This is a genomic window from Micromonospora sp. NPDC023966, assembly GCF_040639095.1.
Lineage (GTDB): Bacteria > Actinomycetota > Actinomycetes > Mycobacteriales > Micromonosporaceae > Micromonospora.
In genome coordinates this window covers 1-25,220 of sequence record NZ_JBEZZJ010000054.1, presented here as the reverse complement: position 1 = coordinate 25,220, position 25,220 = coordinate 1, and the positions used below count along the sequence as shown (strand labels likewise).

The window sequence follows — 25,220 nt, the reverse complement described above, 5'->3', positions numbered from 1 at the left end:
GTCCACATCGCAACCACCAAGAAGACCAACAAATCCGGCACCACGAAAACGAAGACCACGAATCCCCGCCCACGCCGAACAGGTTAAAGATCAAGTTAGTCCCATCGGCACTATCACCATCGAAATCGTTTTCACCGGCCGGCTGCAACGTCCCACTCAGATCCCGGACGTCCGCGTGGCACGGCTGGAGACAACCCCGAACCTCGCCGGCACTGAGCTGCGGACGTCCTGCGGAGGCGACCCGCCGGCGCGCGCGGTAGGACTCGACCTCGATACGCCACCAAGGGCGCTAATGAGCGACAAGGAGCCGTACTTCGACGGCCGCGACCTAGACGTCACGGTCGAGGAGCGAGAGACCCTGCGGCTCTCCGCATCGGCCCGGCTCCACGACTACCGGTGGGTCTTCGCCATCGATCATATTGACGGCTCCGGCGCCCCACCGGTCTCGACCGGTACGAGCCGCTTGAGCTCGGACGCAGCCGTACCAGAAGCCACCGCCGCTGACGGTCAGCGTCGCGCTCGGCACCTTCCGCCCGCTGATCGGCTGACGGCGGCACCCGCTACCGCCGGAGCTGGGCCACCCCGCTCTGGTACGCCAGCACGACCGCCTGCACCCGGTCCCGCACCCCGAGCTTGGCGAAGATGCGGTTCACGTGCGTCTTCACGGTCGCCTCTCCGACGAAGAGCTCGCTGGCGATCTCGCCGTTGGACAGGCCGAGGGCCATCATCCGCAGTACCTCGGTTTCCCGGACGGTCAGCTCCGCCAGGCCCGGGTTGCCGGCCACCGAAGCCGTCGCGGTGTAGTGGTCGATCAGCCGGCGGGTGATCGACGGGGCGAGCAGGGCGTCGCCCCGGGCCGCTGTCCGCACCGCCTCGGCCAGCTCCCGAGGCGGTGTGGTCTTGAGCATGAACCCGGAGGCGCCGGCCCGGAGCGCCCGGTAGACGTACTCGTCGAGGTCGAAGGTGGTCAGCATGATGATCCGGGTCTCATTGCGCACGGCCAGGATCCGCTCGGTTGCGGCGATCCCGTCGGTGGGTGCCATGTGGATGTCCATCAACACCACGTCGGGCACGCACCGGGCCGCGAGCAGCACGGCCTCCTCGCCGTCGGCCGCGTCGGCGATGACCTCGATGTCGGGCTGTGCCGTGAGGATCATGCGAAGGCCGCCGCGCACCAGCGCCTCGTCGTCGGCGATGAGGATGCGGGTCACCCGGCGACTCCCGTCGGGGAGAGCGGGGCGGCGGACGCCTCGGCGTCGAAGGGCAGCTCGACCCGTACTTCGAAGCCGCCGTGCGGACCCGGACCAACGCTGACCGTGCCGCCGAACAGCTCTGCCCGCTCCCGGATGCCGGTCAGACCGTGGCCGGTGCCGGTGTTCCGCCGAGCCGGCCGCGCTCCGTCGTCGACCACGTGCAGCCGAAGGACGTCGCCGGCCACCTCGATCGAGACGCGGACGGTCGAGCCCGGGGCGTGCCGGGCGGTGTTGGTCAGCGCCTCCTGGAGAATCCGGTACCCGCTCACATCGGCAGCCGCGGGAATCGTGCCGAGGTCACCCGTGACGGCCACGTCGACCTGCCCGCCGGCAAGGCGCACCCCGGCGGTCAACGGATCGATCCGCCGCAGCGACGGCAACCCTTCCGGGACCGCCTCCGCGCCGCGGAGGATCACGAGCAGCCGCCGCAGCTCGGTGACCACCTCGCGTCCGACGTCCTAAACCGCGTCGAGCGACGCGCGGGCCTGCGCCGCGTCCGAGTCGAGCACGGCCTGCGCCGCTCCGGCCTGCAGCACCATCACCGAGACACCGTGCGAGACGATGTCGTGCAGTTCCCGGGCCACCCGCAGCCGCTCGTCCGTCCGGGCGGCGGCCTCCCGCTCGGCGGCCAGCGCGACCAGCCGGGCCGCCTGTGCCCGCCGCATCCGCACCGCGTACCCAGGGCCGAACACAGCGAGCCCGACGAACAGGATGAACACCCAGTCGGAGTCGCCGGCCATCGCGTTCTCGATACCGAGCGGGACGAAGTAGCTGACCGCGGCGACCGTTGGCGCGGCCCGGCCGCCGACGGCGACACAGCCGAAGCAGGCGGCGAGCAGCGCCAGCAGCGGCACGACCGGCCACTCCGGCAGCACGGGCGTGAAACTCTGCGCGGCGAAGCAGGCGCCGGCGAGGACGGCGGCCGCCCGGGGGTACGACGTGCAGCCTGCCACCGCGAGGGCGTAGCCCACCAGCAGCACGGTGAGCACGGCGAGCCAGCCGGCGGAGAGCGCGGCGAGGTCCGGCCCCTGCCCCTCCACGTAGCCGGCCAGCGGGACGTAAAGCTCGGCCAGGCCGAACGCGAGCAACGCGACACCGGCGAGCGTGGTGGCCACCTCCCGCCACCGGGCCCGAAGGTGGAGGCCGGGTGACATGCCGGAAGGGTATCCACGGCGAGCGGAGTTCCGCGTCCACCCACGGGTGTAGCGGCGACGGCCGGAACTCCACCCGGGGATCAACTTCGCGGCCGACGACCTGGCCGGGCCCGGCTCCTAGCGTCCCTCGCACAGCTTCTTGGAGGGAGATTCTGATGGATGACGGGACCGGACGGCGGATGGGGCGTCTCACGGCGGCCGCCCTGCTCACAGGCGGCCTGCTCTACGGCGCCGCGAACGCCTTCTACTGGGTGATGTTCCCGGACGCCGTGTCGGACAGCGCCGGCAACGTGGCGGTGGCCGCCGGTAATGTCGGCGCGTGGCGGGTGGAGACCGTCCTGTTCGCCCTGGCCCACCTGGTGTTGCTGCCGGCGACGCTCGGGCTGGCTGCCGTGCTGGGCGGGCGGAAGCCGGTCGCGGCCACCATCGGCGGCGCGCTCGCCCTGCTCGGGCTCTACTTCTCCACCGTCCACCTCTGGCACTACAACGCCTTCTTCGGGGCCCTGGCCGGCGGCGGGGTCGACGCCGACGCCGCCCGGCCGGTGACGAACGCTCTCGACGGGGACCCGTTCGTGATGGCCTCGTTCGCGGTGTGGCTGCTCGGCTGGCTCGTCGGCCTCCTGGTACTCGCCTTCGGCGCGTGGCGGGCCCGGCTGGTGGCGCTCTGGGTGCCGCTGGTCCTCACCGCCGGGCAGGTTCTGGACCTGGTCACCGAGGGGGTCCCGCTCAAGGTCGCGGTGAGCGTGCTGATGGTGGCCGGGTTCACCGGCCTGGCGCTCGGCGTCGAGCGGTCGCGCCCGGTCTCCGCGCCGGCAGGGACGGCAACCCGGGCGACCGCAGACGCCTGACTCGGGGGGGTCACGCCGGGGAGCGACATGTCTGCCAGACATACATATGTCTCACAGACATGTCGCTCAGCCGAGCGCCCGCAACAAGGCAGCCGGCCAGCCAGACCCCGAGCCTAGGGCCTGGGCCGGTCAGCTGCGACGGAAGGCGTCCCGGCGGGTCTGGCCGGCCCGCTGGCCGCGACCGGCGAAACGGGCGTCGCGACCGGCTGGCAGCAGGCCAGCCTTCGGGGGTGCAGACGGCGTCGCCCCCGGCAGGGTCGACATCGGCCCAGTGACCGGCGCCACCAGACAGGGCGTCGAGGTCCCGCGGGGTCACATCCATCAGGGACGACGATAGCCGCGTCCTGCTCGTCGTGGCTGCGGTGGTCGGCGCTCCGTAGACAGATAGTCGTCTATGCATTGCAAGCTCGACCCGAAGAGTCCACCCCGTCGCGCTCGGTTCGCGCCCGTCCTTACCGATACCAGCAGTTCCGGGTGGTGATCTGGTGCCGTTGCGTTGTGGGATCGACGGACACGTTGAACCCGTGTCGGTCCGAGGTCAGATCGCCAGGGCGAGGGCGGCGAACGCCGCAGGCACCCGCGTTGCCGGCGGGGTTTCAACGGCGAGTTCGTAGTGTCCGCGACGCAGGTTCTGCATGAACGCGTGTCCGGCGATGATGACCTGTGCTGTCTTGTCGGTTCGTAGCCCGCGCATCGGTCTCAACCGGTGTTTGAGCTGGCTGTGATCGGCTTCTATCGGGTTGTTCGCGTGTTGCTCGACGTGGTGCCATGCCTGCGGGATCAGCTCATCCAGCACGCCGGGGTAGACCGGCGCGGCATCCGTGACCACCTCGTTGGGCGTCACCTTCAGCGTGGACAGCGCGCGTCGGAAGAACCGCCGGGCCGCGTCGGCGTCGCGGCGGGCCGAGACCAGCACGTCGATGACCTGCCCGTACTGGTCGACCGCCCGATACACGTACCGCCACAACCCGTTCACCTTGACGTACGTCTCATCAACGTGCCACCGGTCGCCCGGTGAATGGCGGCAGAATCGGGCGGCGTCAGCCAGCAGCGGGGTGACCCGCTGGACCCACCGGAACACGGTGACGTGATCGACCTCGACGCCGCGCTCGGCGAGCAGCTCCTCAGCGTCCCGGTAGGACAGGTTGAAGCGCAGATACCAGCGCACCGCGACGACGATTACCTCCGGCGGGAACCGGCACCCGGCGAACGCCGACTTCGGAGGCAGCCACGGCCGAGAGCGGGTCAACGACTTCACTGCTCCAGCCTGCCTCGATCATGCCAACACTCAACGCAACGGAGCCACTGGTCGGCCTGGGCTACTTGATCCGGGCGGGTAGGGGGCAGCAAAGGACGCCAAGCGTCAGCTGCGCAAATGCACTGGCCGGCAACGATCTGCACAAGGGCCGGCGAGCTGTGTCCGGTTCCCTCGACGGTTGGTGCTGCCACCGCTGCGCGTCAGCGGAATCTAGCCGGAAGTGTCAGAGGAGTCTCGGCGTGCCGAGACTCCTCTGACTTCTCTTACCGACAGGGGTTTCAGGCCGCGCAGGTGATCGGCTGGAGACCCTTCGACTGGAGCACCTGGTTGAAGCTGGGCACGTCGGCCGCGACGATTTCGTCGAGCTGGTCGAGCTGCTTCTGGAGTTGGCCGGACAGCTCCGCCAGGACCTCGTAGCTCTGGTCCGTCGGCGGGCTCTGCGTGCTCTCGATGACGCCGCGCAGCCCGGCGATCTTGTTGTTCAGCTTGATCGGGAAGTTGAGCGGGTCTTGTCCGCTGCGAAGGCGGGTCTGGTACAGCTCGTTTTCCACAACGGACAGGGCGTCCTGGAGCCTGTGCCCGGCCGTCGTGACGGCGTCGTCGCCAGCCTGCTCGATCCGGCCAGCGATCTGGCCGGAGCAGTCACGAATCGCGATGACGCCGTTGTTCGCGTCGCTGGTGCGGTCGACGGCTTCCTTCGCCAGTTTGAACTGTGCGAGCAGATCGGCGTCGCTGACCTGGGTGAGCCGAGAGTCCCGGAGGATTTCGAAGCTTTGGTCCAGAGACTGCCCGTTCACGGTGAGCCGGACACCGTGCGTGCCGACTGGCGCTTGCGCGCCGGTCGAGTTCGCCGACCAGTAGATGAGACCGGGGAAGCTTGTCGAACCCGGGTACCGCAGGTTCCAGTTTTGGGTGCGGGTGCCCGCGGTGGTCGGCAGGTTGACGGTCTGGATCACCTCTCCCTGTGCGTCGAGGAATGACATTGTGGCCGATGCGACCGGTTGTTTGATCGTGTAGCTGACCGTGGCGTTGCTGCTCACCCCGCGGACCGGGTTGTTCGGGTCCTTGAGGATCGCCAGGTCGTTTTCCTGGTCTGGCGCGGTGTTCGTCGACGGGATCACCGCGGGCGGCGGGCTCACCGACGGCAGTGGCGTCACCTGAGGCACCGTTTGCTCGAACTCGGCGATGTCGTCCGGCGTCGTCTTCGGGGTCAGCTGACGCAGCAGTGTGGCGCCGTCGTCGAGCACCCAGAAGCTGCGGCCGTGGGTGGCGATCACCAGGTCGCCGTTCTTCACCGTGAGGTCGGTCACCGGGATGTCCGGCAGGTTGAGCGACAGGGGCTGCCAGTTGTCCCCGTCATTGAACGACACGTACACGCCGTGCTCGGCGGCGGCGTACAGCAGCCCCTTGCGCTCGGGGTCCTCCCGCACGGCGTAGATCCAGTCGTCGTCGGCGATGCCGTTCGTGATCTTCTCCCAGGAAGCTCCCCAGGAATGCGTCCGGTAGATGTACGGCCGGGAGTCGTCCAGCCGGTACCGGTGAGCGGACACGTATGCCGTGTCGGTGTTGTGGTGCCCGGCGTCGATCATGCTGACGGTGCTGTACTTCTCCAGCCCTGGCGGCGTGACATTGCGCCACGCCTCCGGCCGTGGCCCGGGCGCACCGCCCTGCCGGGTGACGTGCACCAGGCCATCGTCTGAGCCCGTCCAGATGACCTTGGGGTCACGGGTGGACGGCGCGATCGAGAAGACCGTCGCGAAGTACTCGACGCTGGTCTGGTCCTTGGTGATCGGCCCGCCGGAGTCACCGAGGGTCTCCGGGTCGGCGTAGGTGAGGTCCGGGCTGATCCGCTGCCAACTCTGCCCGCTGTTGGTGCTCTTGTAGACGTACTGGGAACCAACGAACACCGCGTCCGGCTCCGCCGGGTTCGTCATGATTGGGTACGTCCACTGGAACCGCTCCTTGATGTCCTTGGCCGGAGAGCCCATGGGGTTGTCCGGCCAGACGTCGATGCGGCGCGAGCCGATCCCGCTGAGGCCGCTGCGGTCGAGTCGGGTGAGGTTACCGCCGTAGTTGCCGGCGTAGAAGACGTTGGAGTCCTGGGGATCCACGGCGACGTAGCTGCTCTCGCCGCCACCTACGGTGAAGTTGTCGGTGCCTCCGGTGCTGGACACGCAGACGGTCGACCGGTCCTGCTGGGCGCCGCACACCTGGTAGGGGTCGTTGTTTGTCGTAGCGACGTGGTACATCTGGGCCGTCTGGTAGTCCTGGGCGGTCCAGTTTGCGCCGCCGTTGGTCGAGACGTTCGCGCCGCCGTCGTTGGCCTCGATCATCCTGCGGTTGTTGTTCGGGTCGATCCACAGGTCGTGGTTGTCGCCGTGCGGTGTGGAGATCGTCTGCCAGGCCGCACCGGCGTTGTCCGAGCGGTAGAAGGAGGTGTTGAGGACGTAGACTCGGTCACGGTTCGCCGGGTCGGCGTAGATGCGGGTGTAGTAGAACGCTCGCTGGCGTAGGTTCGCGCTGTCGTCGACCAGTTGCCAGGTGGCGCCGGCGTCGTCGGACCGGAACATCCCACCGTTGGCCGCTTCGATGACGGCGTAGACCCGGTTGGAGTCGGCACCGGAGACGCTGACGCCGATCTTGCCCAGCGGACCGTCCGGTAGGCCCGGGCTGTTGGTCAGCTCGGTCCAGGTGCTTCCGCCATCGGTGGACTTGAACAGGCCACTCGAATCACCGCCGCTGTTGAGCAGCCACGGCTTGCGGTAGGCGTGCCACAGCGCGGCGTACATCACCTGCGGGTTTGACGGATCGATCGACAGGTCCACCGCGCCGGTGAGGTCGTCGCGGTAGAGGGTCCGCTGCCAGGTCTCGCCGCCATCAGTGGAGCGGAACACGCCGCGCTCGGTGTTGGGGCCGAACCCGTGGCCAAGCGCGGCGACGAACACCCGGTCACAGTTGGTCGGATCCACTCGGACGCGGCCAATCATCTGGGCGTCGGTGAGGCCCATGTGCTTCCAGGTCGCACCGCCGTCGGTGCTCTTGTAGACACCGTCACCAGGCAGCACATCGCCACGGAATTCCACTTCGCCCATGCCGATGTAGACGATGTCGGGATTGGTGGGGCAGACCTCGATCGCGCCGACCGAGGCGCTCGTGATCTGGCCGTCGGTGACCGGTGACCAGTTCGCACCGCCGTCGGTGGTCTTCCACAAGCCACCGCCCGTGGCACCGAAGTAGTACTCGTTCGGGCGGGCGGTGCTGCCCGCCACGGCGATCGATCGGCCGCCCGTCGTCGGGCCGATGTTGCGCCACTGCAGCGACTCGTAGAGGCCGGGATCGACGAGTTTCTTACCCGACGCGGCGGCCGGGCCGGTCGCGGTTCCGAGCCCGGCGACGGCCAGCAGTAGCGCGAGGAACGCGGTCATGGCTCGCCGTGGCCACGCGGGCTGCAGCTTTCCATCGGCGCGCAATAGTTCGGATGGATTTCCCGCTCGCTGATCTGCGGATTCAGTCATGAGGTAGTCCCCCTGGGTGTGACGCGGATGTCGATGGCGATGCTTTGCCCTGGTCGTGTGGTAATCGCCGGGTGGTCGCACATCCGGACGTCAGTCATTCCGATCGAGCTGCAGCTTCCACATGCTGCGCCCGTAGGTCGCCGCGTAGAGCGTGTTGGTCGACGCCTGGTATTCGAGGTCGTTGACCGGAACCCGGGGCAGGCCCCGCCCGAGGTGGTACCACCGCACGTTCGGGTTTTGGCTGTTCGCCTTGGCCACGTTCGCGGTGAAGACGCCGAGGTCAGTGGCGACGAAGACCCGGTTGCGGTTGAGCGGGTCAATGACGATGTCCTGAGTGGGCGCCATCGACAGGTTGCCGCTGATGTCGGCCCAGTTGGCGCCGCCGTCCGTGGTTCGAAGGACGTGGGCGTCGTTGTCGGCGTTTCGCAGCCCGGAGTACGTCACGTACGCCACGTTCGCGTCCCTCGGGTCGATGGCCACCCGGGTGACCCAACGATCCGGCAGGTCAGGGTCGGTGAAGCGGGTCCAGGTCCGGCCGAGGTCCTTGCTGCCCCACAGCCAGCCATCGTCCGTGCCGGCGTAGATGACGTTCGGGTTGGACGGGGCCGCGGCCACCGTGGTGATCGTGCCGAACGGGTACGACGGGTCGGTGCTCGAATTCGGGTTGCTGAGGCTCGGGCTGATCACCGACCAGGACCCTGTCTGTGCCCGGTTGGTCGACCGGTTAAGAATGTTGCCGCCGTAGTAGACGACCGCCGGGTCATTCGGGTCTAGCTGGACTGGCGTCTGCCAGTTGCGGCGCTGCGAGACGGTCTGGTTGGTGAAACTCGAGCTGTTGTTCCCCGCGTTCACCGAGCGCGAGCAGTTGCCGAACTGCGAGCACGCGTACACGAAGTTGTGGTCGCTCGGGTCGATCAGCGTGTAGAGGCCGTCGCCGCACCCGCCGTACGACCCCCAGTCTCCCGTGACGACGCCAGCCGAGTTCCACGAGCGGAGGCAGCCGTTGTCCTGGGCGCCCCCGACGATCCGGTCGGGGTCCTGCTCGCTGACGTCGGTGGTGTAGAACTGGGTCCAGGGCTCGTTCAACGCCTCGGTCCAGGTTGCGCTGGCGCCGTTTTCGACCGACCAGTAGAAACCGCCGTCGTTGCCCTCGTAGGCTCGGCTCGGCGTTGTCGGGTCCCAGGCCATCGCATGGTGGTCGGCGTGAAGGTTGCCGACGTTAGCCCAGGTGGACCCGCCGTTCTGGGACAGCCGCAGGCTGACACCGGCGATGAACAGCCGGTCAGGGTTAGCTGGGTCGACCCAGGTCTTCGACGTCCACACCGTGTCGCCGCCCGGGCTGGCGTTCGTCATCGTGCGGAACGTCGCCCCGCCGTCGTCGGAACGGTAGAACCCACGGAAGCCGCGTTGCGTCTGTCCCCCACCGCTTGCGGTCTGGTTCCAGTTGCCGGTCGTGATGTAGACGCGGTTCGGGTCACTCGGCGCGATCGCGACCGCCATCCGGGCCTGCGCTGTCGTCGTTTGGTTGTCACTCGACGCGAACCCGATCGTGTCGCCAGGGGTGAACGAGGCGATGCGGTCGTTCTCCAACCGGGTCCAGGTGGCGCCACCATCGGTGGAGAGATAGATGCCAGTGCCCGGTCCGGCGTAGCAGCGGCACAGCGACTCGCGGTGGTGGTCCCACATCGGCACGAAGAGCTTGTCCGGGTTGGTCGGATCCATGGCGATGTCGGTAGCGCCCGTGAAATCGTTGAGGCCTTGCAGGACCCGGGTCCAGGTCGCGCCGTAGTCCGTCGACTTGTACAGCCCACGTACACCGCCAGGCGCGAACAGCGAGCCGCCGGCCGCGACGTACACGATGTTCGGGTTCTGCGGGTTGAAGCGGATCGCGCCGATGGTGCTGGACCCCTGCAGCCCGGTGCGGGTCCAGGTGGCACCGTGGTCGGTCGACCGGTAGAGCCCATCGCCGCCGTAGCTCAGGCTGCCGCCGCCGGGGTTGACTTCGCCCGTCCCGACCCAGACGTCGCCGTTCGGCGCGACTGTCACCGCGCCGATCGAATGCGGGAAATCATCCGGCCACGCATTGGTCATGTTGACGCCGGCGTCGTCGCTGCGCCAGACACCTGCCGTGGACACGCCCACGTAGACGCGGCCTGGCTGCGTCGGGTCAGGCGCGATATCGGATACCCGGCCGCCGACGTTCGACGGCCCGACGAGGGACCAGTTCGGGTCGGCGAGCCCGTGCAGCTCCGGTGGAATCGCCGCGGCCTGCTGCGCGGCCAGTTCGAGGTCGCCGGTCGTGATGACGTCGCCCGGTACCTGCCGGGAGTCGAGATAGACGTCGCGCAGCTCCGACTCGTCCTCCTCCCCCGCCTCCTCGCAGTTCGTCCCGAAGTCCGGGTCGTCGGCGTCGCATGCGACGATGTTGTTCGGATCGTCCGCGTCGGCTGCGCCTGCCAACGTGGACGGTGCTGCAGCCCCGACGGCAGCCAGCACAACAGCCGCCACGAGGACCGCGATCCTTTGTCTCATTCCCCTCACCCCGCTCGTCCGTCTCGGAAATGCACCTCGCCGGCCCATGCGCAGTTCCCAATCGAGGGCCTAGTGGCCCAGCAGAGGCTGGGCCTGTTGGGGCATCGACCCGCAATGATCAATTACCGGGCGGGTCAATCGATCAACAAGAATGAAACGTTACGCGCGGGGTGCTGACATCACCGTCATTCGATTTCCTGAGGTGCTCGGAAGTCTGACCGGCGACATCGGCCGTTCGACCGATGAGGCCTCCTCTGTACGGGGGTAATCGTCAGCCGCGCGAGGGTTGGAGGGCGATGTTGGAAGGCGGTGTTGGATGACCGCGCGGTCGGCCCGCCTGCCGTGGCCGAGGTCGACACAGGGTCGGGGCGCACGGGCGCCGTCAGCGGGGGCGCGTCCGCCTCGGCGGCGACGATGGTCGGAGGGTGGGCGGCGTCGATGGAGGCCCGGCTATGGATTCGTTCGCTGCGCTCAACTCTGAAGAAGCGCCCCCGGAGCTGCCGCCGCTCGCTCCGGGGGTGCCGCCGCCTTCGCTAATCGTCGGTGTTCAGATCGTCGTGCTCTGGACTAACCACCGACATCGCGCGGGAGGCTGCCTCAACTCGCGGCACGGCGTTCTGCGGGAGGTGTCGGTAGCTGGCGACCACGACGACTTCGGCCCGGCCGTGGACCATCATCCTCTGCACCTCCTGCCAGCGGGTCTGGTCGTGGTTGTCCCGGACCAGACCGACGAGCTCGTAGTCGTGGATGCTGCACCAGTTCAAGCACATGCGCTCCCAGCGCCGCATGTCCGGCCCCTCAGGGAGGTAGATGACTGCTTTCAGCATGTCGATCTCCTGATCATCTCGATGGGACTGACCGTGATCAGGAGCGCAGCGCGGTGGTGGGGGCGCACGTTGGACTGAGCGTCCGCTGGCCCGCTCGTTTCTTGGCGGGGTGGCCCATCCACGGGCTTCAGGACCAGGCCCGGCGTAGTCGAGGACGGCGCTCGCCCGAATGTGAGCGGTGAGCTCGCTTCCGGTCGCGGCGGTAGCGACGGTGACGGTGACAGTGACGCTGAACTGTCGCACCGGGGGCTGGGAAGGCTCCGAAGGCTGGGAACCCGGCCGAGAGGATCCGGTGACGCGGCGTGACTTCGAACGGCCCCCACGCCCCGCATGGGACATGTCCGGCGACGCACGCGCAGCGGGCGTTCCGTCGGCCGCCGTCGGCACCACGATGGGGGCCCAGCCCGAGCCGCCATTGGAAGACTCCGGCAGTACCGCGACCGGCGCTACGAGGAGCTTCGCGTGCTGGTCGTCGTGGCGGCGTTGCGTCCCTGTTGCCCGCGACCTGACGACCTTTGGTGGCTTGGGCCGCTTGCCCTCTGGCGGCTTGGGCGGCTTGCCCTTTAACGGCTTGAGCATCGGTGCCCCGATACTCCGCGGCCTGGCCCGCATTTCGTCCAGGTTTACACGCAGGTCCGTGCCTGCCTGGCCGCCGTGCCCCTTGCGACCCTGCGCGTTTGCGCGGCCGCCCTGCCCGGCGCGATCCACGGCCGCCCTGACGGCTGCTGGCGACGGATCCGCATGCGCGGCCTCGGCATTAAGTAGCAGCCACAAGCCACACCCAGCGGCAGCGGACAGGACCAGGAGGGGGAGCCGTGTCATCCCGCCAGCCCGTCCCGGCCAATGCGGTCCATACGGGCGCGGAACCTCTGCAAGCTTGGCTCGGCCGGGCGACCAGTCACTGTCACTATTCCCCTACGCTAGTCAGGCAGGCGGACCAGACAATGGGGCGGGTTTGGGAGCGAGGGAGTCCAGCGACCACGGGTGTGGGCGCATCGTAGACGTCGATGGGCTTGCCGGCCGCTTGGATCGTGACCGGGTCGGCGTGGACCGGCTGTTGGGTCGTGCCCCGGTTCTCGATCAGGTAGACGTAGCCATGCAGCGGCTCGTTCGTCCACTCACCCTGGTCGGTCCAGGCATCCGCCGCGCCGCCCAGCGAGCCGTACTCGCTCCAGTCGCCAACGCCGACGACGATGTCCAGCGCAACGTTGCCGTCGTAGTCCACCATGTGCCATTGGTCGCCACGCAGGCTTCCTCCGGGCAAATCAGGCTCGCGCACGACACCGTCGAACGGGATGGCCTCACCGCCGGTGAGCCCGGTCTCCTTGACGTTCGGGTAGAGCCGGCCCGGTGTCGTCACGTAGACCTTGCCGTCCACGTGCGAGAAGTGACTGTTCTGTTTCCCTCCGCTCAGCCGCATCGGCTCGGCGAACAGCGGCTCGGTGTTGCTGCCGGTGTTCTGGAAGTACCAGACGCCGTTGAATGGTGCGTCCGGCGAGTTCACGAGCAGGTCATTCACCCCGTCGCCATTGACGTCCATCGGCAACGGCCAGGCCCACAGACCGACACCGAGGTCGACTGTCAGGTTGGGATTGTTGTATCTCAGCCGCTCGAGACTCGGCGGGGGCGGCGGAAGGACGATCTCCTGCGCTGCCGCGGCGGCCGCTGGGGTGGGCGCAAGGGCCTGGAGCGCGGGAGGCAGCGCGAGCGCGCAGGACGGCGCGCCGATCAGGGCATTTTGTGGTCCGGATCTAGGCACCGAGGTCTCCTTGGACCAGCTGCGGCCAACGATGTCCGTCGGTCGCCTAAATCAAGGCGAGACAATCGTCCGTGAGGGAGGTAGGCGGCGGACGGCCTCGTTAACTGTCTACTGTTAACAGTAGATTGCCAGTGGGGTCCTTCGATGTCAATGGCTTCCGGGCGGGGCGTCCTCAAGGAAGCTCGGCCTCGGGGCGGCAGACGGGATGCGGGGGCCGACCAGGCTGGTCGGCTCCCGCATCGGCGCCCGGTCCACGATCGACGTCAGCGGCGGATCGCCCCGCCCGGACGGTCGATCTGCGGTGATTGCAATCGTCAGGCGGCCAGGCCCACCCGAGACCTATTCAGTGCCGGTCGCGGCCGTCGCTGATCCCGGTCTGGCGGGGGCGGCGGGACCGGCCCGCTGCAGTCGGGCCAGCCCGTGCACCTGCTCCCGGGTGTTTTGGTACAGCGACGTGTACTGCTGGAACAGAGGGTCGTAGGTACTGCGCGCGGCGGGATCTGGTTCGATGATCTCGCCGGGACGGGTCCAGTCGGTCGCGGGCGGCATGAGCCCGCTACCGATGGCGGCCATGAGCGCGTCGCCGTAGCTGGCGCCGATGGTGACCTGCGGGACCTCCTGCCGGCGCCCCGTGACGTCGCTGACGATCCGGGTCCACAGCCCGCCCTGTGTCCTCCCGCCCACCGCGACCAGCCGGCGCACCGGGTTCGCCTCGGTGTCGAGGAGCCCCAGGATCTGCCGGATGCCGAAGGCGATGCCCTCATACACCGCCCGGAACAGGTGCCCGCGTCCGTGCCGGAGCGTTAGTCCGGCGACCACGCCCCGGGCGTCCGGGTCGAAGACGGGGGTCCGCTCGCCGGCGAAGTACGGCAGCAGCAACAGCGCGTCGGAGCCGGCGGGGATCTGCGCCGCCTCCCGCACCAGTGTCTCGAACGGCACGTTGCCGGCGAGTTCCTGCACCCAGCTGGTGAGGCTGCCGGACGTGGCCATGCCGGCGGCGAGGCAGTAGCTGTCCGGTCCGACACCCGCCCTGTTCCACAACTGCGAGTGGCGGGCCAGGTCCCGGAGGACTTGAACGAAGAACATGGTCGAGCCGTACATGAGCATCAGATCGCCGGGGTCTCGGACTCCGGCGCTGAAGGCCTCCGCCCGCGCATCGACCGTTCCCGCGCAAACCGGGGTGCCCTCCGCCAGGCCTATCGCCGCGGCCGCCGCCGCGGTAACCGTACCCACGATTTCCGTGGACCGGGCCAGGCGTGGCGCTGGCAGGTCACCGAAGATGTCGTCGTACCAGGGCTTGTGCCACTGGCGCGCCTGGATGTCGTAGAGCGGCTCGCACTGGCTCGCCGTGTGGTGGTCGATGACGTACTCGCCGGTGAGCCGCCGGACGATGAAAGAGCTGGAGTCGTACCAGCGGCGGGCTCGCGCCCAGGCCTCGGGCTCTCGACGGCGGGCCCAGAGGGCCTTCGGGCCGACCGCCTGGGACGTAATCGGGGTAGCGCACCGCTCGAGCACCTCGTCCGCGCCGTACCGGTGGGTCAGCTCCTCGATCTCCGCGGTCGCCCGCATTTCGATGCCGTAGAGGATCGCCGGGCGTACGGGACGGTCCTGCTCGTCGCAAACGACCAGGCAGGGACCCGCTGACGCAGACGGCGGCGATTGGTATGCCGTCAGCTCGGAAGCGATGGAGGTAACGTCCTGCCACCACACGTTCTCGGCGTCGACCTCAGCTCAGCCGGGCCGTGGCATGGACATCGACTGTTGCCGTGGCCGGACGGCGGTTGCCACCATCGTGCCGTCGGGATCGGTGAGGATACCCTTGCTGCTTCCGGTGCCAAGATCGATGCCGAGCAGGAGGGGGCCCATCAGATCTGCACGTCCCCGCAGAGGTGGACGGCCACGTCAAGGGCCTCGAACATGGCTGCCTTGGTCAGCAGGGCCTTGTCCGCGGTCTGCGGGTCGGGCGCGTAGACGACGTTGAGGTGGTTGGCCTTGTGTCGGGCCATCAGCTGGTCGCGGCCGACGCCGTGCAGGACGGCGTGCATGATGGGCCACTGCGGCGTGGTCGCGTCGAGCCGGCGCTGGGTCTCCTCCGCTGGCAGCTCAACGACGGTGCCGCGGCCGAGGTCGACGTGCAGTGCTCCGTCCATGATGAAGACCCGGGACCAGACGATCTGGCCCGGCTTGGACACGCCGCTGAGGGTCCCGCCGCCGAGGGGGAAGTACATCGGCGGCTGCCGCATGCTGTAGCTCTTGTCGTAGCCGCCGTTGTGGGAGGCCGGGACGGAACCGGAGATCTCCATGACCCAGACGAACTGGCCGTCGTACTCCTCGCCCCACCGGATGTCGTGCAGGGTCGTGGCCGGGTTCAATCCCATGGCGTTCCAGATGCGGTTGGTGACGAGGGAATCGACGGCGACGCCCTCGTCGACCTCGTTGAAGTGGGGAAGAGGCTGGCCCGCGTACAGCTCGCGCTTGCCGTCGCGGCTGAGCACCGGCGGGCGCTCGGCGTTGTTGAGCAGCCCTTCGGCCAGGTCGCTGGCCGGTACGGTGTCCTTCAAGCCCTGCTGGTACTGGATCCCCACCGCGTCCAGACCGAAGTCATCGGAAAGCCGCAGCGCCGCGATGTACATACGGAACTGGCTGAGCAGCTGGGCATCGGTAAGTTCGGTCGCCTCGTCCGTGCCGCTGTGGAAGGTCATGCCGGCGTCGTCCAGCCAGTCGCGGACGGCCTGCGCCTCGTCGTCACCTACCCGGGCCATCTCCGCGACGAGCGCGCTCTGCGAGAGCCGCTCCTTGAAGACGCCCAGGGGGTTCAACAACTCGTCGTCGATGATGGCGTTGTACATACCCATGCAGCCCTCGTCGAAGACGCCGATGATCGCCTTCTCGCGCTTGAGCTGCACGGCGAGGGCTTGACCCAGCTCCACCTCCGGGGCGGCCGGGAGCTCCGGGAGGTCCCGGACGTGGCTCTGGTCATGGGTGAGCGTGCCGGTCTCCAGCCAGGTCCGGAGTCCCTTGAGGGCCCAGTCGTCGGTGAAGTCCTCGCTCCAGAGGATGGAGTGCGCGACGCCCGCCTTGGTCAGACTCGCGGTCAGGCCGAGCAGGCCGACCAGGCCGGGGAATTGACCGCTCCAGTTCGCCACGACGAGGATCGGCCCACCATGGGTGCGCAGCCCGGCAAGGACGTGGTGGCTGTACTGCCACACCGCCTCGGCGACGATCACCGGTGCCTCCGGCGGGATCGTCCGGAACACCTCGATGCCGTGTCGCTGACTGGCGATGAATCCGTGCCCGGCCTCCTCGTCGACCGGATGGGCGCGCCGTACGCGCCAGCCTAGGGAGGCGACCGCCTTACCCAGGTCGGCCTCGAACTGCCGCTGCACCGGCCAGCACGTGACGTTCGCACTGAGGCGCAGGTCTCCGCTGGCGATGGTGTAGACGACGCCGGGTTCGGCGGTGGCTTCCTCGGTCAGGATGGGAAGGGTGTAGCTGGTCACAGGTGGCTCCTCTCGCGCGTGGGCGGGTGGGTCAGAGCAGGTCGGCGATGTCGGCCTTGAGCGTCCGACGGTCCTCGGGCGAGATCGGGTCGAGCGGGGCGCGCAGGCCGCTGGCGGGGATACCCCGCAGTTCGAGGACCGCCTTGAGGTGGGCGAGGTTGCCCTGCCGGGTGGCGGCAACGGCACGCCGGGCACGCTCCCTGGCGAGCGCCAGCGCGGCGGTGTCGCCCGTGCGGAGCGCGTCGCGTACGTCGAGGAAAGGTTCCGGGAGCGCGGAGCTGACGCCGGAGACCACGCCGGCCGCGCCGAGGTCGACCACCTCGGCGAACTCGGAGTCGGCGCCGGAGTAGACCGGGATCGTCCGGCCCTCGAGCGCGGCGAGGTACTGGCCGATCACGGGGCTGCCTTCACCGCTGATCTTCACTCCCGCGATGCCGGTCTCGGCCAAGCGGGCGAGCAGGGCCGGGGGTACCGCCGTGGTCGTCCGGGCTTCGAAGAGGTACCCGTAGACAGGGACTTCTCGGGCCCGCGAGACCACGGTCTCGTAGTAGCGCAACACGGCCGTCTCAGTCGCGGCGTAGTAGTGCGGGGTCAGCGCGGCGAGACGACGGGCGCCGCGGTCCACCGCCGCCTGGGTGAGGCTTGCTGCCTGGCGGGCGGACGCGGCGCCGACGTGCCAGTATGTCCGGTCAGGGCCGAAGGCGTCGTTGGCGGCTGCGCAGACAGTCAGGCGCTCGTCGTCGGTGAGGGTGGTGAACTCGCCCGTCGTGCCGGCGACGAACACGCCGTCCAGCGGCGCCTCGGCCAGTTGCTCGTAGGCCGCCTTCGTCGCTCCCAGGTCGAGAGCGCCCTCCTGGTCGAAGAGCGTCGTCACGGCGCTGATGAGATTCGCGGTGGGGTAGGCGGTCATGTGTTGCTCCGGTTCGTAGGGTTCAGCAGGGCGAGCACGATGCCGCGCCGCTGCCAGGTGTAGGTGACGGCGAGCCCGTCGCGGGTACGGATGAGGCACGGGTAGGAGAACTCGTTGAAACCGGTCGTAATGACACCGGAGTCCGCTGGCTGGTAAGCCTGGCTGGTGGCGGCCTCCACCGATTCCTCGAGAGTTACCCAGGCATGCCAGGAGGCACCGTCGTCGGTCGACCGCGAGATCAGCAGTGGCGCCCGTGACGCCCAGTTGCCACTAGCGGGGTTGTGGGCCAGGTAAACCGTCTCGCCGACGGCGCAGGCGCTGACGCCGGAGTTGTTGTTGGCGACGCTGCTGAGAACACCGGCTGACCAGCTCTCACCGTTGTCGTCGCTGGACGAGTAGACCAGCCGCCCGGCCGTGCTCCGGGCGAGAAGTCGAACCTGACCGCTGCTGGCCTGCCACAACGCGGGCTGGATGATCCCGGCACCGGGGAACGTGTCGTGGTCGATCGCGATGTCCTCGGTGCGGTGCCACGAGCAGCCGTCGTCGTCGCTGATGTCGACGAAAGAATCCCACCGCGGTTCCGTTCCCCAGACCTCGGTGGAAGCGCCGGCGAGCAGCCGGCCGGATTGCAGGCGGACGGGCGGCGTCCGCACCGGTCCGCGTCCCCCCGGCTCGTCGCCGGCGAGCGGCTGCGGCGCCGACCACGTGCTCCCCCCGTCCAGCGAAATCGTGTGGAACGTGCGCCATGCCGAGATCGCCGTTCCCACCTTGCAGAACAGCCGAAGGGCGCCGGACCCCTGCACGTGGAGGACCGGATTCCAGCACGGTGCCAGGTCTCCGCTGACCACCAGAGGCACAGTCCACTCGTCATCGGACCCGCGGCTCACCCAGATGTGCGAGTTGGCCGCTCCCTCGTGGTCGCCCTGGAACCAGGCGACCACGAAGGAGCCCGAGATCTGCCCCACCGTGCTGCCGTGGCATTGGCCGGGCACGTCGCGGACGACGAAGTGCTTCTCGATCACCCGCCGACTCCGGCAGGCTGTCGCGGATCACTCGAGTCCTGCTGCGCAGGGCGACGGCGAGCCTTCATCAGGGAGCGGATGCGTGGCACCGCGAGGGCCAGGATCGCGGCGACGATGAGGAAGACCGCGATGGGGCTGGTGTAGATGGTCTCGAGACCACCGAGCTCCATGGAGCGACGGAAGTTCCGCTCGGCCAGGGGGCCGAGGATGAGACCGAGCACGATCGGACCGGCGGGGATGCCGAACCGGCGGAAGAGCAGGCCAATAACGCCGAACAGGAGCATGAGGCCGACATCAAAGACGCTGTTGTTGACCGCGTACGTCCCCACGATGCAAAACGTCACCACGACGACCCACAGGAAGCGGGTCGGCAGCTCGATAAGCTTGGCCACCCCCCGCATCCGCAGAAGGCTGAGGCCCAGGGTCAACAGCGTCGCGAAGATCAGGATCCCGGAGATGGAGTACACGAGGTCGGGGTGCTGGGAGAAGAGGCTGGGGCCTGGTTGGATGCCCCAGATGATCATCGAGCCGAGCATGACGGCCATGACCGAGTCGCCCGGCACGCCGAGGGCGAGCGTGGTCAGGACGGATCCGCCGACGCCGGCGTTCGACGACGAGTCCGCTGCGGTCAGCCCCTCCAGTGATCCCTTGCCGAAGCGTTCGGGCTCTTTGGAGACCCTGCGCGCCTGGTCCCAGGCGACGATGCCGCCGATGTCGCCGCCCGCGGCGGGCAGGATGCCGACGATCGTGCCGACGACGGAGCCCACCGCGACAGGCTTGATCATGGACTTGTTCTCGGCCTTGTTCGGCCACCAGCGCCCGAAGCTGCGCACCGCCTTGCCATGGGTCTGCGCGCGTTCGACCATCTGGCTGAACACCTCGGTGATGCCGAACAGGCCGATGATGACGGCGATGAACGGGATGCCGTCGACGAGCTGGTCGATGCCGAAGGTGAAGCGGTCCGAGCCGTCGAGCGGGTCGCGGCCGATGGCGCCGAGGGCGAGGCCGAAGAGGCCGGCGATCAGGCCCTTGACGATCTTTCCGCCCGAAACCTCGATCATCATGGTTAGGCCGAAGACCACCAGAGCGAACATCTCCGGCGAGCCGAACTCCAGCGCCAGGTTGCTGAGCGGGACGGCTGCGACCATCAGGACTGCGATGCCCACCAGTCCACCGATGGCCGAGGCGTATGCCGAGGCGGTGAGCGCGATGCCGGCCTTGCCCTGACGGGCGAGCGCGTAGCCGTCGAAGGTCGTTGCGATGGAAGCGGGGGTGCCGGGGGTGTTGATGAGGATAGCCGGGATGCGGTCGCCGAACTGTGCGGCGACCAGGATCGTCAGGAGCACTGCCAGTCCCGGCAGCGGATCCATGGTCAGGGTGAAGGCGCTGGCCAGAGCGACAGCCATGGTCGCGCTGATGCCGGGGAAGGCCCCGACGAGCATGCCGATGGCCGCGCCGGCGAGGACGCACAAGCCGATCTGGAGGGTGAAGAGGGCGCCGAAGCCCTCGAGGAGAGCGTTCATACCGGGACTCTCAGGAGAATCGCGAACACGGCGTACAGCACCACCGTGATGCCGGCGGGAAAGAGGACGAGGTCCTTGATCCCGCGACCGCCGGCGATCCAGGTCAGCGCGGCGACGAAGACCATTCCAGACACCAGGAAGTGGATGTAGTACCAGAGCACGCCGAACGCGAGGGTGGCCAGCACGAAGCCGCCCACGCGCAGTACGCCAACCCGCGTGGCCGGTTCCACGTCGTCGGTCTTGGGTGCGGAGATGAACGCGCTGACGATCTGCACTGCCGACAGGGCGATGATCCCGATGCCCAACGCCTCGGGCCAGATGCGGGGGCTGATAGCGAGAGCGTGATCGGGCAACTCGATCGAGCGGGCAAGGATGAGAATCACGACGCCGAGGAGCAGGAAGACCGCACCCACCGCTGCCTCACGCCAAGGCGAGACAGCAGTGCGGTCACCGTCGGAGGCGGGTTGGGTGTCAGTCATTTCTTGTAGATCTCGCCGAAGCGGTCGAACTCGGCCTGCGCGAAGGCGGTGGCCTCGTCGGGCGAGGTCGCCATCGGGCTGTTGCCGGCCTTGGACATGACATCCTTGAAGGTCGACGAGGACGCCGCCTTGTGCACGGCGTCAGCGAGTCGCTGCTTTACCTCAGCCGGCAAGTTCGCCGGCGCGCCCATCAGGCCCCAACCACCGATGACGACGTCTGCGCCCAGTTCCTTCGCGGTCGGGACGTCGGGCAGCGAGGTAACCCGCTCTGGCGCCATCACGGCAAGGATCCGCAGGCGGCCGTCCTTCGCTGCAGCCCCGGACTCGCTCACGCCCGCCATGACGGCCTTCACCTCGCCCGACACACCAGCGGCCACAGCCGGCGCACCACCGTCATAGGGAACCGGCTTGAAGGTCACGCCGGTCGCGTCCCCCAACGCCAGGGTGGCCGCCTCCCAGATGGCGCCGGCCCCGGAGTTCGACACCGTGATGGTGCCGGGAGCGGCCTTGGCCGCGGCAATGAACTCCTCGAACGTCTTGTAGGGGCTGTTCGCCGGCACCGAGAGGGTCGCGGGCGCGTTCATGACCTGGCCGAGAATGGTGTACTGGTCCGGCTTGATGTCGGCTCCCTGGTGCCCAAGCATGGCGACCTCGACCGGGATAAAGCCAATGCTGTAGCCGTCGGCAGGTCGGTCCTTGAGGTAGGTGAGGCCGACGCGGCCACCGCCACCGGTGCGGTTCTCCACCACGATGGACTTGCCGAGGTCGGATTCCATCTCCTTGGCAAGAGTGCGGGCGGTCAAGTCGGACCCACCTCCGGCTCCAGCATGGACCACGAGTGTGAGGTCCTTCTTCGGGTAGTTGGCGGATGAGGTCTCTTCACCGCCACGGTTGGCGCAGGCGGCCAGCGCGAGGCTGCCTGTGACGGCCAGGGCGGCGATCTTGACCAGTCTTGAACTCATCGCTAGGTCACTTTCTGGGTGGGGGTGATGGGGGTACTGCGGCCTGCAGCCGCGAGCAGGTCGTCTGCAGGTGGCGGTGCAACTCGACCTTGACTTCGGCGACCTTGCTTGCGGCGATGAGCTCCGCAAGGTCGTGGTGTTCCCGCGCCGAGGGTGCAAGGTCGTCCATGCGCTTGCCGGAGGCGTGCAGCAAGCCCTCGATCGTGGGACGGAACTGGTTCCACAGGACGCTGAGCCGGGTCAGGCCAGCTGCCTGGAAGAAGGCGCTGTGAAAGCGGATGTCGGCGGTGGTGAAGGCGGTCGAGTCCCGGTCCGCCGCCGCCGCGTCCATGTCGACCAGTGCCGCCTTCAGTTCCCGGACGAGGTCATCGCGGCTGGTGGCGATGGCTCGCTCAACTGCGAGCAGCTCGAAAGACTCTCGCAGGGCCATCAACTCGTCGATGTCAGCCTCGCTGAGCGAGCGGGTGACGACGTTCCGGCCGGCGCCGGTGACCAGCCCTTCCGCGCGCAGGATCTTGACGGCGTCTCTGACCGGGCCCCGGCTAACCCGGAACGACTCGGCCAGATCCTCCTCCACGAGCCGTGTGCCCGCAGGTAGATCACCCACGATGATGCGGCGGCGCAGCTCGTTGGCGAGCCTCTCCCCGAGCGACTCCACCCTGATCGGTCTTACGTCTAACACTGCAAGCCTCCCGGTAACTGTTAACAGTTAACACTCGGTTTCGCGGACGGTCAACGGTTGACAAGAACCGAGTCTCCCCCGCTTCTCAAGAGCCGCTCGGACGGCATGCCGGCCCATGGGCAAGTACGACGCGTTCTGCGGGGTCGCGGTCAGCCGAGGGGTCGGAACCGCTCGCATCTACAGACCTTGAGCAGAGCGGTTTTCGCGGACGACCGCCCCGGGGGACCGCGCACGAGCCCGAAGCGGGTGGCACGGCCGGAGGGTTGGCCACCCCGCGACTGCGCCCACGCCACCGCAGGCGGCAGCCCTGCTACCACTCAGCCCCTGTGATGGGCGCTGGCCGTTGCGCTGCGCTAACCGGGTCTCGGGTGCGTTCGAATCGGGCTGCCGGTCACCGCGATCTCCGCCTCGATCGACGCTCGGTAGATCGTGCTCGGCTGTTTGCGAGCCCGTCCAAATGGGACCCGGTCTCGCTCAGAGTCCTTCATAGAGGGGTGTTGACATCAGGGAAGCATCGATGACATGGTCTGTTAACAGTCGACAGTTAACGAGAGGAGCCTTCGTGATCTGCATAGTTCAACGAGTTGGCGCCCGGCGGGAACCGAATCCCTGGCCTTGACCGCCTCCACCCCAACGGGCCTCTCGCCCTTGCCAAGTGCATTGGCGTCAGGTCCGTGCAGCGGTGCAAGTGCAGCCTTGCCTGACGGACTGGAAGTACCGGTAGCGCTAGCGCGTCTTCGCAGATGTCGCCGGTGACGCATGCGTTTGTGCGACGTCGCGTGGAAGTCCTTCGTCATCGCTGAGCCTCTCTGAAGGAAGGTGCCCCATGCCTGCTACTTCCTACCTGGGCTGCCCCATTCGATCCAGCACGCCTTAGTCCAAAGGAGATCCCGTGTTCACACGCCTCACCACGCTTCGCCGAGTCGTCGTACCCGGCCTTACGGCCGTGCTAGCGCTGCCGATGGCGGGGGCGGCCCGGGCAGCCGAACCGCCAGGACAAAGCGATGCCTTCCGCGCTTACGCATGCCGCCAGGACATCCACCCACAAGATCCGAACTACCCAGGGGTGCACGTCGCATCCCTCCAAAAGGCACCAAACGGCGACCTCCTTTACTCCTTCTACGCTGGCACCCGCGAGAAGGCCACTGACGTTGCCACGTATATGAGCCGCCTGTCCGTGGGGTCGAAAACATGGACAAAGCCACGTGTCATCTTCGACGAGCCCGATCAGCCGGACGGCAACGCCGTGCTTTGGGCGGACGATAAGGCTACGTACCTGTTCTTCTCCACGATTCGGGGGGACGAATGGACTGAAGCCGACCTACGGCTGATCCGCTCATACGACAACGGCGTTACCTGGTCAGCGCCCGAACAGATCCGCCAAGAGTGGGGCTGGCTCTTCGGCACACGGCCGTTCCGGATGTCCAACGGCGAGGTAATCGTCCCCATTTACAGCGAAGCGCGGTGGTCGTCCGGCTGGTATATCCCCAGCGACAACTACTCCACCTGGGTGCCCACCCCGTCCGACAATGACGCAGACTGGCCCCGCTCGCCTAACGGGGCGATCCAGCCGGCCACGGTCGAACTCGACCCTGGACATCTGCTGGCCTATCTGCGTACCCGGGACGGGGCCATCTACAAGACCGAATCGTTCGATTACGGCCGTCATTGGACGCCCGCGGAACGGACGCAGTTGCCGAACAACAACGCGCGCGTTGCGTTGCTCAAGCTCGACAACGGTGACCTCGTCCTGGCCTACAACCCCATCACCACTGGGAGGAACATCCTTCGCCTCTCCCTGTCTACCGACCAGGGCAAGACGTGGACGAACCACGTCGATGTCGAATCCGAAGCCGGCGCAGAGTTCTCCTACCCCTACTTGTTGGAAACAGGCGACGGGATGGTCCACCTCGCCTACACCCACAGGCGACAGTCCATGCGCCACCTCGTCTTCAACGAGGAGTTCCTGCGGGCCGGCAACGATCTGCCTTCGGACCCACGGCCCGTCGCGGTTGAGTACCGCCACGGTGAGTTGCAGACCGTCTCGGCTTGCCATTACGTGAACACGCCCCGCTAACGGGCGGCAGTACGGGCGCCGTCCCGCTTTCGTCGTAACGGCGCCCGTACTCCATGACCTCCGCGATAGCCGGCTGTAGGGGCCACCGGCCGGGTCCACAGCAGTCGTTGGTACGGAGCAGCCTCCTGGCGCTCCGCTGGGCAAGCCCAGGCTGACTACTTCGGGTCGGCCGAAGAGGTCACCGAGCTGGAGGCCCTGCTCACAGCGTTCCCCGTGGGATCGAAGTTCCAGTCCTCAGGATCCGCGCTGCCGCCGGCACAGGCACAACCAGAGCCACACATCGATACGACGGAACCCTGGACGCCGGCGCCGGCAAGATCGAGACGACAACCGACACGAGCCAAGGAACAGCACCGAGGCTGATGTTCACTCGGCGTGACCGATGTCCTGAGGCAGCGCGCACGGTCGGCGGCAGAAGAGTTGCCTTAAGGGGTGGTTCGATTCGGCGCGATGACTTCGCCGGAATCGACCCCCCGAGGGCCGGTGCCGACACCGGGACTCTCCGCCGACGCGGGCCGTCTCAGTGATTTTCGCCTGCTCAGATTGCCGAGAGCTAGACGATCTATTCCAAGGGATACGGGGACAGCGCACACAGACGAGGGCGTCCATGATCGACGTTGCTGAGCAACGATGACCATGGAGGCCACGTGCACGTCGATCGGGACACCCTCGCCACCGCACTGTACGTGAAGATCGACGACGAGTTGAAGTCGTCACCCCAGCTCAACCGATGGAGACCCGCGGTCGGGATCGCCCCGAAGATCACCGACGCCGAACTGATCACCCTCGCGGTGCTGCAAGCCCTGCTCGGCTACCACAAGGAAGCGCGCTGGATCCGTCACGCTCGCGCGAGCCTGACCCACCTGTTCCCCTACATCCCGAAGCAGCCCGGGTACAACAAGCGGCTACGGACACTCGG

At 67.8% G+C, this 25,220-nt stretch carries 18 protein-coding genes and 1 pseudogene; 3 read left to right on the top strand and 16 right to left on the bottom strand.

The window, feature by feature from the left end:
- Positions 1 to 560: 560 nt before the first annotated feature.
- Genes AB0F68_RS33825 through AB0F68_RS33815 form a run of 3 tightly spaced genes read right to left on the bottom strand, consistent with a single transcriptional unit; the run spans position 561 to position 2,407 of the window.
- On the bottom strand, positions 561 to 1,211 hold the full coding sequence (locus tag AB0F68_RS33825; RefSeq protein WP_357345721.1) for a response regulator transcription factor: 651 nt from the start codon (positions 1,209 to 1,211) through the stop codon (positions 561 to 563).
- On the bottom strand, positions 1,208 to 1,696 hold the full coding sequence (locus tag AB0F68_RS33820) for an ATP-binding protein (RefSeq protein WP_357345720.1): 489 nt from the start codon (positions 1,694 to 1,696) through the stop codon (positions 1,208 to 1,210). Before AB0F68_RS33820 ends, AB0F68_RS33825 begins: the two co-directional genes overlap by 4 nt.
- Before the next feature lie 15 nt (positions 1,697 to 1,711).
- Positions 1,712 to 2,407, bottom strand: coding sequence for a histidine kinase dimerization/phosphoacceptor domain-containing protein (locus AB0F68_RS33815; RefSeq protein ID WP_357345718.1), 696 nt, complete (start codon positions 2,405 to 2,407; stop codon positions 1,712 to 1,714).
- A 155-nt stretch (positions 2,408 to 2,562) separates the two neighbouring features.
- Between AB0F68_RS33815 and AB0F68_RS33810 the strand changes: the two genes are divergently transcribed.
- On the top strand, positions 2,563 to 3,255 hold the full coding sequence (locus AB0F68_RS33810) for a hypothetical protein (RefSeq protein ID WP_357345716.1): 693 nt from the start codon (positions 2,563 to 2,565) through the stop codon (positions 3,253 to 3,255).
- Positions 3,256 to 3,793: 538 nt separating this feature from the next.
- On the opposite strand, the gene AB0F68_RS33805 is transcribed toward AB0F68_RS33810, so the two are convergent.
- The 13 genes from AB0F68_RS33805 to AB0F68_RS33745 form a co-directional block, all read right to left on the bottom strand.
- Positions 3,794 to 4,483, bottom strand: coding sequence for an IS6 family transposase (locus AB0F68_RS33805; protein WP_357345723.1), 690 nt, complete (start codon positions 4,481 to 4,483; stop codon positions 3,794 to 3,796).
- 308 nt (positions 4,484 to 4,791) lie between these two features.
- Positions 4,792 to 8,109, bottom strand: a complete 3,318-nt coding sequence (locus tag AB0F68_RS33800; RefSeq protein WP_357345714.1) for a YCF48-related protein — start codon at positions 8,107 to 8,109, stop codon at positions 4,792 to 4,794.
- Positions 8,110 to 8,118: 9 nt separating this feature from the next.
- Positions 8,119 to 10,536 (bottom strand): glycosyl hydrolase, encoded by a 2,418-nt coding sequence (locus tag AB0F68_RS33795; RefSeq protein WP_357345712.1) that lies wholly within the window; start codon positions 10,534 to 10,536, stop codon positions 8,119 to 8,121.
- A 557-nt stretch (positions 10,537 to 11,093) separates the two neighbouring features.
- Complete coding sequence (locus tag AB0F68_RS33790) at positions 11,094 to 11,387, bottom strand: hypothetical protein (protein ID WP_357345710.1); 294 nt, start codon at positions 11,385 to 11,387, stop codon at positions 11,094 to 11,096.
- Positions 11,388 to 12,294: 907 nt separating this feature from the next.
- Positions 12,295 to 13,146 (bottom strand): hypothetical protein, encoded by an 852-nt coding sequence (locus AB0F68_RS33785; protein ID WP_357345708.1) that lies wholly within the window; start codon positions 13,144 to 13,146, stop codon positions 12,295 to 12,297.
- Between the two features lie 339 nt (positions 13,147 to 13,485).
- Positions 13,486 to 14,856: an FGGY-family carbohydrate kinase gene (locus AB0F68_RS33780; protein WP_357345706.1), complete on the bottom strand. Its 1,371-nt coding sequence runs from the start codon at positions 14,854 to 14,856 to the stop codon at positions 13,486 to 13,488.
- Positions 14,857 to 15,011: 155 nt separating this feature from the next.
- Positions 15,012 to 16,646: a fucose isomerase gene (locus tag AB0F68_RS33775; RefSeq protein ID WP_357345704.1), complete on the bottom strand. Its 1,635-nt coding sequence runs from the start codon at positions 16,644 to 16,646 to the stop codon at positions 15,012 to 15,014.
- Positions 16,647 to 16,677: 31 nt separating this feature from the next.
- Positions 16,678 to 17,556 carry a dihydrodipicolinate synthase family protein gene (locus AB0F68_RS33770; RefSeq protein ID WP_357345702.1) on the bottom strand — a complete coding sequence of 293 codons (879 nt, stop codon included), beginning with the start codon at positions 17,554 to 17,556 and terminating at the stop codon, positions 16,678 to 16,680.
- Positions 17,553 to 18,578, bottom strand: a complete 1,026-nt coding sequence (locus AB0F68_RS33765; RefSeq protein WP_357345700.1) for a sialidase family protein — start codon at positions 18,576 to 18,578, stop codon at positions 17,553 to 17,555. The genes AB0F68_RS33770 and AB0F68_RS33765 overlap by 4 nt, the downstream gene beginning before the upstream one ends.
- The gene (locus AB0F68_RS33760) at positions 18,575 to 20,101 is read right to left on the bottom strand and encodes a tripartite tricarboxylate transporter permease (RefSeq protein WP_357345698.1); all 1,527 of its coding nucleotides are present in this window, start codon (positions 20,099 to 20,101) and stop codon (positions 18,575 to 18,577) included. The genes AB0F68_RS33765 and AB0F68_RS33760 overlap by 4 nt, the downstream gene beginning before the upstream one ends.
- Positions 20,098 to 20,514, bottom strand: coding sequence for a tripartite tricarboxylate transporter TctB family protein (locus AB0F68_RS33755; protein WP_357345697.1), 417 nt, complete (start codon positions 20,512 to 20,514; stop codon positions 20,098 to 20,100). The genes AB0F68_RS33760 and AB0F68_RS33755 overlap by 4 nt, the downstream gene beginning before the upstream one ends.
- 62 nt (positions 20,515 to 20,576) lie before the next feature.
- The gene (locus tag AB0F68_RS33750) at positions 20,577 to 21,542 is read right to left on the bottom strand and encodes a tripartite tricarboxylate transporter substrate binding protein (RefSeq protein ID WP_357345695.1); all 966 of its coding nucleotides are present in this window, start codon (positions 21,540 to 21,542) and stop codon (positions 20,577 to 20,579) included.
- 7 nt (positions 21,543 to 21,549) lie between these two features.
- On the bottom strand, positions 21,550 to 22,200 hold the full coding sequence (locus tag AB0F68_RS33745; protein ID WP_357345693.1) for a GntR family transcriptional regulator: 651 nt from the start codon (positions 22,198 to 22,200) through the stop codon (positions 21,550 to 21,552).
- A gap of 916 nt (positions 22,201 to 23,116) precedes the next feature.
- Between AB0F68_RS33745 and AB0F68_RS33740 the strand changes: the two genes are divergently transcribed.
- The gene (locus tag AB0F68_RS33740; protein WP_357345691.1) at positions 23,117 to 24,301 is read left to right on the top strand and encodes a sialidase family protein; all 1,185 of its coding nucleotides are present in this window, start codon (positions 23,117 to 23,119) and stop codon (positions 24,299 to 24,301) included.
- Positions 24,302 to 24,948: 647 nt separating this feature from the next.
- Positions 24,949 to 25,220: pseudogene (locus AB0F68_RS33735) on the top strand (IS982 family transposase); the annotation flags it as partial.